Below are 13835 nucleotides of genomic sequence, written 5' to 3'. Positions count from 1 at the left end.
GCACACGATGAACGACGCCATGGAATTGAACCAGGACTTGCCACTGAGCGCCGAACAGGCCCTGGCCGTACAGCTCGGCCGCGCGCCCCTGCACCTTGGGCTGAACCTCGCCGGGCCATTGCAGGCAAGCCGCCTGCACGAAGCCTTGCTGCAGGTGATCCAGCGCCACACCAGCCTGCGCGTGGCCTTGCGCCCTTCGACACTGTACCGCAGCTTGCGTCAGAGCACGGTACCGGCCAGCCTCGACTGGCACCTGCTGGGTAGTGACCAGCACGCCGACGCCCACGCCCTGGCCGCCCAGCCACTGGCTGTCGGGCAAGGCTGCCTGGTGCGCGCCATCCTGCGTTCGCAGGGGGCCGACCAGTGGCGCCTTGACCTGTATGTCGCCGCCTGTGCCGCCGACCGGCTGAGCCTGCAGAACCTGCTGGGCGAACTGGCAGCGCTGTACGCCCAGCCCGACGCGGCCCTGGAGGAGCCGTTCCAGTACAGCCAGTACGTGGAATGGCGCAACGACCTCGACGCCGACGAAGAAGCCCCTGCCGGGCGCGCCTACTGGGCCGGCCTGGGCCTGGAGGCGCTGGCGCCGGTGCGCCTGGGCGGCCTGCGCGAGCCCGCTGCGCAGGCGCCAGGCGACGCCGTCGAGCAGGCCCTGCCCGAAGCCCTGCAAGCACAGCTGGAACACCTGGCGCAACGCAGCGCGCAAAGCGTGGGCAGCGTGCTGCAGGCGGCCTGGTGGGCGTTGCTGGCGCGCATCGGCGGTGACACCAGGTTCATCGGCGGCTGGCAACAGGACTGCCGCTTCGAGTACGAAGCCCTGGCCAACGGCATCGGCGCCTACGAAAAAATCCTGCCCCTGGCCTTGGCACCGCAGCTCGACCAGCCCTTCGACACTTGGCTGCAGCAACTGGCCGAACAGCTCGACGGCCACGCCCAGCAGCAGGAGTACTGGAACGTCAACGACCCTGCGCATACCCTGCAGCGTACGGTCGGCTTCACCTTGGTGCGCGACACCGCACCCTTCGCCAGCGGCGGCCTGCACTGGTCGGTCGAGGCCCTGCCCGGCGCCGATGCGGGCTTCGCCCTGGCACTGCAAGCCACCCTCGACGCGCACCAGCGGGTACTGGCCCTGAGCGTGCAGTCGCCTACCGCGCATTACGCCGAGGCCGATTTGCGCTGCCTGCTGGAGCAATACCTGCACCTGCTGCAGGCACTGGTCGAACAACCATCCCAGCGTGCCCTTCTCGAACTGCCGCTGAGCCCGCCGGCGCACCAGGCCTTGCAGCAACGCCTGCGCGGCCCGCAGCGCGACTTCGGTAGCCGCCCGCTGATCGCGCGCCTGGCCCATTGGGCACAGCACACCCCGGATGCAGCGGCGTTGCAGGACGGCGCGCTCAGCCTGACCTACGGCCAGTTGCATGGCCAGGTCGAACACCTGGCGGCCGTGCTGCAGGCGCGCGGCATCGGGCGCGGTGCGGCTGTCGCCCTGCTGCTGCCGCGCTCGGCGCAGCTGCTGCTGGCGCTGCTCGCGGTCATGCGCGCGGGCGCCGCCTATGTGCCACTGGACCCGACCTGGCCAGCGGCACGCAAGCAGCGGATCCTGGCCGATGCCCAGCCGCAGCTGGTGATCGGCGGCGCGCACGGCATCGCCCTCGGCGAATTGCTCGAAGCGCCTGCTGGTGCGGTAGCCAGCGGCGACATCGCCCTGGATGATGCCGCCTACCTGCTGTACACCTCGGGCACCAGCGGCGAGCCCAAGGGCGTAGTGATCGAACATGGCCAACTGCTCAACTACACCGCCGCGATCAGCGAGGCGCTGAGCCTGGCCCAATGCAAGCGCTTCGCCTTGATCTCCTCGGTGGCCGCCGACCTGGGCAATACCACCCTGTATGCCGCGCTGTGGACCGGCGCTTGCCTGGTGCTGGCCGACGACCACGCCAGCCGGGACGCCAGCGCCTTCGCCCGCTTCCTCGAAGACGGGCAGATCGACTGCCTGAAGATCGTGCCGTCGCACCTGGCAGCGCTGCTCGACGGCCAGTCAGCCATCGCCCTGCCCCAGGTGCTGGTGCTCGGTGGCGAAGCCTGCCCTGCGGCCTTGCGTCAGCGCATCGGCCAACTGGCCCCGGCCAGCCGCGTGCACAACCATTACGGCCCGACCGAAACCACGGTCGGCGTCCTCTACAGCCTCGACCAAACGCCAGACCCGCGCAACCCGCTGCCCCTGGAACAGGCCTTGGCAAACACCTGGGTGCGCCTGCTTCAGGCTTCCCCGGCCGGCCTGCAACCAGCACCGATCGGTGCTCTGGGCGAGCTGTACATCGGCGGGGCGCAGGTCTGCCGCGGCTACCTCAACCGGGCCTCCGACGCCTTCATCGACGACCCGCTGCAACCCGGCCAGCGCCTGTACCGCAGCGGCGACCTGGCGCGCCTTTCGGCCAGCGGCCAGTTGCACCTGGCCGGGCGCGTCGACCAGCAGATCAAGATTCGCGGCTTCCGCGTCGAGCCAGGTGAGCTGGAAGCCGCGCTACTGGCCCTGGAGGGGGTCAGCCAGGCCGTGGTGCAGTACCGCGACGGCAAGTTGCTGGCGCATGCCGTCAGCCAGCGTGACAGCGCCGCGCTGCTGGCCGAACTGCGCGGTCGCCTGCCGGACTACCTGGTACCGGCGCAACTGCTGTGCCTGGCCGAACTACCGCGGCTGGCCAACGGCAAGGTCGACTTCGCCGCACTGCCAGGTACCGACAGCCAGGCCAGCGAACAGCACGCGGTGCCGCCGCGCGATGCCCTCGAGGCGCTGCTGGTCGACCTGTACCAGGAACTGCTCGAACGCCCGCGGGTGAGCATCAGCGACAGCCTGTTCGACCTGGGCGGCCATTCGCTGATCGTCATCAAGCTGTGCACCCGCCTGCGCAGCCTGCTGCAACTGGAGGTGGCGCCGGCGCTGGTGTTCGACCACCCGAGCGTAGCGGCGCTGGGCGAAGCCCTGCGCGCCGGCGAAGGCCAGCCCGGCAAGCTGGTGAAGATCGCCGAGCTGCGCCGCCAGCTCGCGGCGCTGTCACCCGAGCAGCGTGCCGCCCTGCAGGCCCGCGCCCAGTCCGCCCCTGTACCACGGAGCTGAAGCCATGCATCTCGACCCCCAGCAACTGGCCGAGCGTATCGCCAGGCTCGCCCCGGAAAAACGCCAGGCCTTCGCTAGCGCCCTGGCCGCGCAAGGCTTCGCCCTCAGCCGCCTGCCCATCGTCGCCGCCGGCGAGCCGGGCCCGCACCCGCTGTCGTGGGCACAGCAGCGCCTGTGGTTCCTGCACCGCCTGGACCCGGCCAGCAGCGCCTACAACATGCCCGCCGCCCTGCGCCTGCGCGGCAGCCTCGACAGCGCGGCGCTGCAGCGCAGCTTTGACCAGCTGATCGCCCGCCATGCGATCCTGCGCACCACCTTCGACGAGGCCAACGGCCAGGCGCGCCAGACCGTGCATGACCAGCTGCCAATGGTCCTGGCCCAGGTGGACTTGTCCTCGCTGCCTGGCGAACAGCGCAGCGCGCGCCTGCAACAACTGATCGACAGCGAGAGCAACCGCCCCTTCGACCTGGGCCAGGCGCCCTTGCGCGGCCTGCTGGCGCGGCTCGCTGCCGACGAGCACGTGCTGGTCCTCAGCGCCCAGCACATTGTTGCCGACGGTTGGTCGCTGGGTATCCTGGTCAAGGAACTCTCCGCCCTGTACAGCGCCGCTGTGCAAGGCCGCGACAGCAGCCTGCCGGCCCTGCCGATCCAGTATCACGATTACGCCGTCTGGCAGCAGACCGGCCTCGGCGACAGCGCCATGGCCAGCGAGCTGGCGTACTGGCGCGAGCAGTTGGGCGAGCAGCAGCCGACCTTGCAACTGCCCACCGACCACCCACGCCCACGCCAGCCGAGCGGGCGTGGCAGCCGCCATACGTTGCGCATCGAGGCGCCGCTGTGCCAGGCCCTGCGTGACCTGGCCCAGGCCCGTGGCACAACGCTGTTCAGCGTGCTGCTGGGTGCATTCAACGTGCTGCTGTATCGCCTCAGCGGGCAGACCGACCTGCGTGTCGGTGTGCCGGTGGCCAACCGCAGCCGGGTCGAGACCGAAGGGCTGATCGGTTGCTTCATCAACACCCTGGTGCTGCGCTGCCAGCTCGACGGCCAGCTGCGCTTCGACCGCTTGCTCGACACCCTCGAACAGACCCGCCGTCAGGCCCTGGCCCACCAGCAGCTGCCATTCGAGCGCCTGGTCCAGGCCCTGGAGCCCGAGCGCCAGTTGCAGCATTCGCCGCTGTTCCAGGTGATGTTCAACCTGCTTGACGGCACCACCCCGCGTCGCCTGCAACTGCCCGGCCTGGTAGTCGACGAGATCGAACGCGAGCAGGTCAGTGCGCAGTTCGACCTGGTGCTCACCGTAGTCGAGCGCAGCGACGCACTGGAACTGACCCTGACCGGCGATGCCGACCTGTTCGAACCCGCCACCCTTGCCGAGCATGCCGGCAGCTATGCCACCCTGCTGCACAGCCTGGTGCAGGCGCCCGCCTCGCGCATCGCGCAACTGCCGCTGTACAGCGCCGCGCAACAGCAGCGCCTGCTCGCCGACTGCCAGGCTGCGCTGGACCTAGGCCCGCTGCCAGAGCTGGTCCACCTGCGGCTGGCCGCGCAAGCGGCCGAACAGCCACAACGCATCGCCCTGATCCACGACGACAACACCTGGAGCTATGCCACCCTGCAGCAGCGTGCCGCGCTGATCAGCCGCCACCTGCTGGCCCTGGGCCTGCCCGCCGAAGCGCGTATCGGCCTGTGCCTGCCGCGTGGCCTGGACATCATCGCCGCCGTGTTCGGCACGCTGGGGGCCGGGCTGGCCTTCGTGCCCCTTGACCCGCAATTCCCCAGCGAACGCCTGGCGCACATGATCGAGGATGCCGACATCTGCCTGGTGCTGGTGGCCCCGGACACCGCGCCCTGCATGGCGCCGTACCAGCGCCCGTGCCTGGACGTCACCACCCTGGACGCCGACGCGGCGGCGCTGGCCGGGGTGCCGAGCACGCGCCCGGTACAGCGCGAACAACTGGCCTATGTCATCTATACCTCAGGCTCCACCGGCAAGCCCAAGGGCGTGGCGGTCACCCACCGCTCGCTGGCCGGCTACAGCGAAGTGGCGCGCGCCTATTACGGCGTCGGCGCCGACGACCGCGTCTTGCAGTTCTCGACGTTCAACTTCGATGGCTTTGTCGACCAGCTGTTCCCACCGCTGGTGTGCGGCGCGGCGCTGGTGGTGCGCGGCCCCGAGCTGTGGGACAGCCACGAGTTCCATGCCCGTCTGTACCGGCACCGCATCACCGTCGCCGCCTGCCTGACCACCGCCTACTGGTTCCAGCTGGTGCAGGATTTCGCCCGCCAACCGCACGCCGCCTATGGCGCGTTGCGCCTGGTAAGCGTGGGTGGCGAAGCGATGCCCAGCGCCGGCCTCGCAGCCTGGCGCCAGGCCGGCCTGGGCGCCGTGCGCCTGCTCAACATCTATGGCCCGACGGAAATCACCGTGGTCTCCAGTATCCAGGACTGCACCGCGCTGCTGGCCAGCGAGCCGCTGCCGCTGCAACTGCCGATTGGCGCGCCGCTGCGTGGGCGCGCCTATTACCTGCTCGACCGCGACGACAACCTGGCAGCGCCTGGCGTCCCTGGCGAGCTGTGCATCGGCGGCGAGCTGCTTGCCCGCGGCTATCACGACGTGCCCGGCCTGACCGCCGAGCGCTTCTGCCCCGACCCCTACGGCCGGCCCGGTAGCCGCCTGTACCGCACCGGCGACCTGGCCCGGCGCTTGCCTGACGGCAGCTACGAGTACCTGGGCCGGATCGACCAGCAGGTCAAGCTGCGCGGTTTTCGCATCGAACTCAGCGAGATCGAATCGCACCTGCGCAGCCACCCACAGGTGCGCCAGGCCCTGGCGCTGGTGCGCGAGGACCGCCCAGGCGACCGCCGTCTGGTGGCCTATCTGGTGTTCCACGATCAACCTGTGGATGCCAGCGAACTGCGCCAGCACCTGGCCGCGCAACTGCCGGACTACATGATCCCCGCGGCGTTCGTGAACCTGGCGCAGATGCCCATGACCCCGGGTGGCAAGCTCGACCGCGCCGCCCTGCCGGTGCCGGACTACAGCGCCCAGGGCAGCAACCAGCGCGCCGCACAGAGCGAGCGCGAGCAGCAGCTGCTGGCCCTGTGGCAGGAAGTGCTGGGCGAGCAGGCGATCGCCATGGACGACAATTTCTTCGCCATCGGCGGCCACTCCTTGCTGGCCGCGCAGCTGGTGGCCCGCATCCGCCAGGCGCTGAAACTGGAACTGCCCCTGCGCAGCCTGTTCGAGGCGCCGACCATCGCCCAGCTGGCCATCCTGCTGGACAACGCCAGTGCCGACCGCCAGGCAGCCATCGGCGTCGCCGCGCTGCCGAGCGATGGCCGCCGCGTGCTGTCCCATGCCCAGCAGGGCATGTGGCTGGTGCAGGCGTTGCAACCGGGCAGCGCGGCCTACCACATCCCCAGCGCCGCCCGCCTGCTCGGGCGCCTCGACCTGGCCGCCCTGCGCCAGGCGTTCCAGGCGCTCAGCCAGCGCCACGAGGCGTTGCGCAGCAGCTTCCACGAAGACGACGGCACGCTGTATGTAAAGGTGCAGGACAGCCTCGAGCTGCCGCTGGACTGGCACGACCTCGGCCTGCTGCCGGAAACCGAGCGCGAGGCCAGCGCCCGGCGCCTGCTGGTGGACCTGGCGACCCGCCCGATCGACCTGCGTCAGGCGCCGCTGCTGCGCCTGCACCTGGTGCGCCTGGACGATGAGCTGCACCTGATGCTGCTGGTGATGCACCACATTGTCTCCGATGGCTGGTCGATGGGCGTGCTGGCGCGCGAACTTGGCCAGCTCTACAGCGCGGCGCTGCACGGCACCAGCGCGGCGCTGCCCGCACTGCCGGTGCAGTACAGCGACTATGCCGCCTGGCAGCGCCAGCAGCTCGACGCCGCGACCCGCCAGCGCCACCTGGACTACTGGCGCCAGGCGTTGGGCGAGCCATTGCCGCCGCTCGAACTGTTCAGCTACCGGCCACGCCCCGAGGTGCTCGGCGGCCAGGGCGCACGGCTGTCGTTCCAGGTGGCTGCGGCCCCGGCCCAGGCCCTCAGGCAACTGTGCCTGAAGCATGGCGCCACCTTGTTCATGGGCTTGCTGGGCGTGCTGCAACTGAACCTGTACCTGCACAGCGGGCGTACCCAGGCGGTGATCGGCACCGACGTGGCCAACCGCGAACGCAGCGAGACCGAGGGCCTGGTTGGCTTCTTCATCAACCAGCTGGCGTTGCGCGGCGACGTTGGCGGCAACCCCAGCTTCAACGCCTTGCTGCAACGCCTGCGGCCGCAGGTACTGGAGGCCTTCAGCCACCAGGCGTTGCCTTTCAGCAGCCTGGTCGAAGCACTCAACCCGGTGCGTAGCCTGGCCTGCAACCCGCTGTTCCAGGCCAAGCTGGTGCTGCAGAACCAACCCGACAGCTCCCTGGAACTGCCAGGCCTGAAGGTGCTGCCCGAACGCATCGAGCATGGCCAGTCGCAACTGGACCTGCACCTGAGCGTGGAAGAGCACCCGGCCGGCCTGGCCTGCACCCTGAAATACAACACCGACCTGCTCGATGAGCATGCTGCCGGGGCCTTCGCCAGCGCCTTCACGCGCCTGCTCGAACAGCTGGTGATGACCCCCGAGCTGCCGGTGGAAACGCTGGTCCAGCCGCTGCGTGCGCAGCTGCAGGAACAACGCATGCAGCACCTGAGTGCGCGAAGCGAACAGAGCCTGGCCCGCCTGGGCGGCAGCCGTCGCCGCAGCCGCATCACCATCGACTCTATGGAGGGATAACACATGAACGGCCCCGCGATTGCCAAGCTGGGCGGCATGCGCCGCAAACCAATCCGTGTGGACGAGGATTCCCTGGTCCGCTTCACCCCGCTCAACCCGGGCAGCGTCTACACCGCCGTGTGCGAACCGGCCAGCCCCGGCGTCAGCCTGGTCGCCTGGGCCGAAGCCAACCGCGAGCTGATCGAGCGCAAGTTGCTCGAGCATGGCGCGCTGCTGTTCCGCGGCTTCCCGGTGGCCAGCGCCCAGGCCTTCGACGACTGCATCAGCGCGTTGTCCGGCGGCGCGCTGGAGTACAAGTTCCGCGCCTCGCCGCGCACCCAGGTAGACCCGCGCCTGAACATCTACACCTCCACCGACTACCCCAGGGATCAGCGCATCTTCCCGCACAACGAGCATTCCTACTCGCCGGTGTTCCCATTGAAGATCTTCCTCTGGTGCGACGTCGCCCCGCTGGCGCGCGGCGAAACGCCGATCGGCGACACCCGGGCAATCACCCGTGCCATCGATCCCGAAGTGCGTGAACGCTTCGCCCGCCTGGGCATCATGTACGTGCGCAACTATGGCGATGGTTTTGGCCTGCCCTGGCAGACGGTGTTCCAGACCGAGGACCGTGCCCAGGTCGATGCCTACTGCGCCAGTGTCGGCATCCGTACCGAGTGGAAGGCCGACGGCCGCCTGCGCACTCGCCAGGTCGGCCCGGCCCTGGTGCGCCACCCGCGCAGCGGCGAGACGCTGTGGTTCAACCACGCCACCTTCTTCCACGTCAGCACGCTGCCGCCCAGCGTGCGCGATGCCCTGGAGGCCGACTTCGCCGATGACGACCTGCCGCAGAACACCTTCTACGGCGACGGCAGCCCGATCGAACCACAGGTGCTGGAACACCTGCGCAGCATCTACCTGCAGCACATGACCGAGTTCCCCTGGCGCCACGGCGACGTGCTGCTGCTGGACAACATGCTCTCGGTGCATGCCCGTAACGAATACGACAGTCCGCGACGCATCCTGGTGTCGATGGCCGAGGCCCTGAACAGCACGGAGGTGGCGCTCAAGCCCTGACGCGCCTGCCTGGTTCACGGTTTCCCTGCCCACCCTTCAAGGTTTTCACACATGTCCAGCATCGCCATCGAGGGCTTCCGCCCCGCCCTGCAACAAAATGCCCACTGGGCCCGTGCCAACGGGCGCGACGACGCCCTGTACCTGACCTTCGCCGTCCCTGACGGTACCGACCTGGCGCGCTTGCGCAGCAGCCTGGCGCAGGTACTGGAGCAGCACGAGATCCTGCGCACGCGGCTGGTGGCCAGCCCCGGCATGCAACAGCCGGTACAGGTCATCGCCGAACAGCTGCACATCGACTGGCGCGAGATCGCAGACCAGCCGTCGCAGGCGGCGCTGCACGGTTTGTTGCAAGAGGCACTGGGCCAGGCCAGCCTGGCAGTGGCGCTAATCCATACGACACCGCTGCGTGCCTGCCTGGCCGTGCCAGCCGCCAACGCCGACTACACCACTTTGCAACTGCTGCTCGACGCCTGGCAGGCGGCGTACCAGGGCCAGCCGGCAGACGAGCAAGCAGTGCAGTTCGCCGACTTCGCCGAGTGGCAATTCGAGCATCTGGGCAGCAGCGACAGCGATGCCGGGCGCGCCTTCTGGCAGCGCCAGCAAGCCGCCGACCAGTACCTGACCTTGCACCCGTTCCAACGCGCCGAGGTTACCGCGTCGGCGCAGCCAGCCTGCCTTGCACACACACCGGACGCCGCCTTCCAGGACCTGATCGGCAGCGCCCTGGCCGGCCTTGATGCCGCCCCGCAAGCGTTGTTCGGCTACTGCTGGGCGCTGCTGCTCAAGCGCCACCTGGGCCAGCCGCAGGTGCTGCTGGGCTGGGCTGACGATGGCCGCAACAGCGCCACGGCGAACGCCTTCGGGCCCTATGCCAAGCGCCTGCCGCTGTGCCTGGAGCCGGACGACCAGGCCACCCTGGACAACGCTTTGCCGGCTTTCGCCCAGTTGCTCGAACAGGCCCGCACCTGGCAGGAAGAGTGGCCGGCCCAGGCCCAGGACACGCCCTTCGGCTTCCGCCTGCGCCGGCCATTGGCCTCGGCCTGGCCGGTACTGGCGGTACACGGCGAAACCTGCGCCCACAGCCTGCTGCTGGAAGTGCTCGTGCAGCCGGAAGGCTTCAGCTTCCAGCTGCACTACGATGCCGCCCGTCTGCACGCCGACGCCGCCGGGCTGTTGCTCGATCAGTTCCTCACCCTCTGCCGCCAGGCCAGCGCCACCTGCCAGCAACCGCTGGGCGACGCCTCGGGCATCAGTGACGCTCACCATGCCTGGCTGGCGGCACTGAACCACACCGAGGTGCAGCAGCCAGTGCCGACCTTGCTGCACCAGCTGTTCGAGCAACAGGTCGCCGCCCGGCCAGACGCCATCGCGGTCAGCCACGGCGAGGCACAACTTACCTACCAGGCGCTGGAGGCACGGGCCAATCAGTTGGCGCACCAGCTGCGCCAGGCCGGCCTGGCACCCGGCCAGGCCGTCGGCCTGTTCATCGGCCGCAGCCTGGAGGCGATCGTCGGCATCCTTGGCATTCTCAAGGCCGGTGGCGCCTACCTGCCACTGGACCCGAGCTACCCGGCCGAGCGCCTCAGCGACATGCTCGAGCAGACCCGCGCCGCCCTGCTGCTGAGCCTGAGCAGCCTGGAAAGCCGCCTGCCCCAGGGCGAATACCGCACCCTGTGGCTCGACCGCCTGGCCGAGCACGACCTGCCCGAACAGCGCCTGGCACCGCTGACCGACGGCGACAGCCTGGCCTACCTGATCTTCACCTCCGGCTCCACCGGTCGCCCCAAGGGCGTGATGGTTTCGCACCGCAACGCCGTGCATTCCACCTCGGCGCGCCTGCTCGCCTACCCGGAGCCGCTGCGGGCCTTCCTGCTGGTCTCGGGGCTGGCATTCGACAGCTCGGTGGCCGGGCTGTTCTGGACCCTGGCCCAAGGTGGGCAGCTGTGCCTGCCGCAGGATGACCAGGTGCAGGACGCCCTGGCCCTGGGCCGGCTGATCGCCGCCCGGCAGATCAGCCACACACTGATGCTGCCTTCGCTGTACGCGCAGGTGCTGGAACAGGCTGCCGAACACCTGGGCAGCCTGCGCTGCGCCATCGTTGCCGGCGAAGCCTGTTCGGCCAGCCTGGCCCGCCGGCATAAACAGCAGTGCGCGCAGGCGCAGCTGTACAACGAGTACGGCCCGACCGAGGGCACCGTGTGGTGCAGCTATTACCGTGCTCGTGGCGACGAGCACGGCGTGCTGCCGATCGGCAAGGCGATCGCCAACATGCAGGTGCAGGTGCTCGACAGCCGCCTGCGCCCGGTGGCTGCCGGTGTGATTGGCGAGATCTACCTCAGTGGCGCCGGCATCACCCAGGGTTACCTGGGCCGCCCGGACCTCAGCGCCGAGCGCTTCCTGCACAACCCGCTGAACCCTGCCGGCGGCCTGCTGTACCGCAGCGGTGACCTCGGCCGGGTCAACGCCCAGGGCGACATCGAGTTCCTCGGCCGCCTCGACGACCAGGTCAAGATTCGCGGTTTCCGTATCGAGCTGGGCGAGATCGAAGCACGCCTGCTCAGCCAGCCCGGCGTGCGCGAGGCGGCGGTTGTCGCCCTCAGCAACGATGCCGGCGACACGGAACTGGTCGCCTATGTGGTCGCCCGCGATGCCTGCCCGGGCGCCATCGCCCTGCAGGCGCACCTGGGCCTGCACATGCCCGAGCACATGGTGCCGAAAACCTACGTGATGCTCAGCGCCTTGCCGCTGACCCCGAACGGCAAGCTCGACCGCAAGGCCTTGCCGGCACCCGTGCGTGAACGCCGAGCCAGCTACCGGGCACCGCGCAACGAGCACGAAGCCTCGCTGGCGACACTGTGGGCCGAGGTACTGGGGGTCGAGCAGGTGGGCCTGGACGACAACTTCTTCGAACTCGGTGGCCACTCGCTGACCGCCACCCGGCTGGTCTCGCGCCTGCGCAGCAGCCTGGGCATCGAGGTGCCGGTACGTGCGCTGTTCCAGCATTCCACCCTGGGCGCGTTCGCCGAGCAAGCCCTGCCCAGGGCCGAAGCCCCGACGCTGCCAGCGATCAGTGCGCAGCAGCGCCAGGCGCCTTTGCGCCTGTCCTTTGCCCAGGAGCGCCTGTGGCTGTTCGACCGCCTGCATCCTGGCAGCACCACCTACAATGTCCCAGAGGCGGTACGCCTGCGCGGTGCGCTCGACCTGCCGGCGCTGGAGCGCAGCTTCAGCGTGCTGCTGCAGCGTCACGAAAGCCTGCGCACCACCTTCGCCCTGGACGGTGCCGTGCCAGTGCAGCAGGTGCAACCTGCCGAAGCCTTCACCCTGGGCCTGATCGACCTCAGCCGTTTGCCTGCCCCGCAACGTGACCTGCGCCTGCAGCAGGAACTCAAGGCCAAGGCCGAGCACCGCTTCGATCTGGAACAAGGGCCGCTGTTATGCGCCGGCCTGATACGCCTGGCCGCCGACGAACATGTGCTGTGGCTGACCCTGCACCATATCGTGTTCGATGGCTGGTCGATGCGCGTGTTCACCCGCGAGCTGGTCGCGCTGTACAGCGCCTTCAGCAACGGCCAGCCCTCGCCGCTGGCTGAGCCGCAGCTGCAGTACGCCGACTTCGCCCAATGGCAGCGCCGGGAGCTGACCCCGACGGTACTCAAGCCGCAGCTGGACTTCTGGCAGCAGCACCTGGGCCAGGACCGCAGCCTGCTGCAGTTGCCGTGCATGCTGCCGCGCCCGGCCCTGCCCAGCCATCGCGGCGCCGAGCACAGCCTGGTGCTCGGCCCGCAACTGACCCAGGCCCTGCACGCCTACAGCCGCGAACAGGGCTGCACGCTGTTCATGACCTTGCTGGCAGCGTTCAACGTGTTGCTGGCTGGTCACAGCCGGCAGTCGGCAATTCGCATCGGCATCCCCATCGCCAACCGTCATCACCAGGCGCTGGAGGGGCTGGTGGGTTTCTTCGTCAACACCCTGGCACTGCGCACCGACCTGTCCGGCAACCCGCCTTTCGACAGTGTGCTGCACCAGGTGCGTGACAGCCTGCTGCATGCCCATGCCAACCAGGACCTGCCGTTCGAACAATTGCTGCAGGCCCTGCCAGGCGCCCAGCAACACGCCGTGCCGCTGATCCAGGTGATGTTCGACCTGCACCAGGAACGCAACCTGCGTTCTTCGGCGTTCGGCAACCTGAGCATCGAACCGCTGCAGCAAGACCACGGCAAACGCAGCACCTTGTTCGACCTGATGCTCGACGTCAGCGAACGCGAAGAGGGACTGATCGCGACCTTCACCTACGCCACCGACCTGTTCCTGCCGGCCAGTATCGAGACGTTGGGCGAAGACCTGCGGGCCCTGCTCGAAGCCCTGCCCGGCCAGCCGGCGATTTCGTTCGAGAGCTTGGTCCAGCGCCTGCAGCCATTGCCACGAGCCCAGGTTGGGCAACGGCCGGCAGCCCGCGAACAGTTGGCAGCTTTGTTGTGCGAGGTGCTGGAACTCGCGACGCTGGATGAACAGGCGCAGTTCTTCGAGGTGGGCGGCAGCTCGCTCAAGGCCGTGCTGTTGTGCGCGCGGGTACAGCAGATGTGGGGTACCCAGGTACCCGCCAGCCTGGTGTTTCTCAACCCGCAACTGGGTGATCTGCTGAACGTGCTGAGCCGCTACAGCCACGCCTGACGAACAGCTGCGGGGCACCGTCCCCGCAGCTACGGCGGCCATTCAAATGAACGGCTTCAGCCACGATCAGCGGCACAGCCGGTGCCAACCACCGCGCCGCCGGCTTCGGGTTGACGCTGCACCTGCAGGAGCAATTGTCTTGCTCATTTTCTAAAAGCTGGCGCGGTCCCTGTGGGAGCGGGCTTGCCCCGCGAACACGGGCGAAGCCCGTGCCATCCACCG

Annotated in this window: 4 protein-coding genes; all 4 read left to right on the top strand. The window is 69.0% G+C overall.

Features of this window, described 5'->3' with window-relative positions; all coding sequences use genetic code 11:
• Window positions 1-7: 7 nt before the first annotated feature.
• From ACVWZT_RS17650 to ACVWZT_RS17635, 4 genes are read left to right on the top strand one after another with little or no spacing between them, the layout of a single operon-like run.
• On the top strand, window positions 8-3112 hold the full coding sequence (locus tag ACVWZT_RS17650) for an amino acid adenylation domain-containing protein (protein ID WP_457470477.1): 3105 nt from the start codon (window positions 8-10) through the stop codon (window positions 3110-3112).
• Window positions 3113-3116: 4 nt separating this feature from the next.
• The gene (locus ACVWZT_RS17645) at window positions 3117-7886 is read left to right on the top strand and encodes an amino acid adenylation domain-containing protein (protein ID WP_457470475.1); all 4770 of its coding nucleotides are present in this window, start codon (window positions 3117-3119) and stop codon (window positions 7884-7886) included.
• A 3-nt stretch (window positions 7887-7889) separates the two neighbouring features.
• Window positions 7890-8942 carry a TauD/TfdA family dioxygenase gene (locus ACVWZT_RS17640; RefSeq protein WP_457470473.1) on the top strand — a complete coding sequence of 351 codons (1053 nt, stop codon included), beginning with the start codon at window positions 7890-7892 and terminating at the stop codon, window positions 8940-8942.
• Window positions 8943-8993: 51 nt separating this feature from the next.
• Window positions 8994-13613 (top strand): amino acid adenylation domain-containing protein, encoded by a 4620-nt coding sequence (locus ACVWZT_RS17635; protein WP_457470471.1) that lies wholly within the window; start codon window positions 8994-8996, stop codon window positions 13611-13613.
• The last annotated feature ends 222 nt before the right edge of the window (window positions 13614-13835 follow it).

The organism is Pseudomonas sp. TE21394, from assembly GCF_054057835.1.
This window is presented reverse-complemented; position numbering and strand designations above follow the sequence as displayed.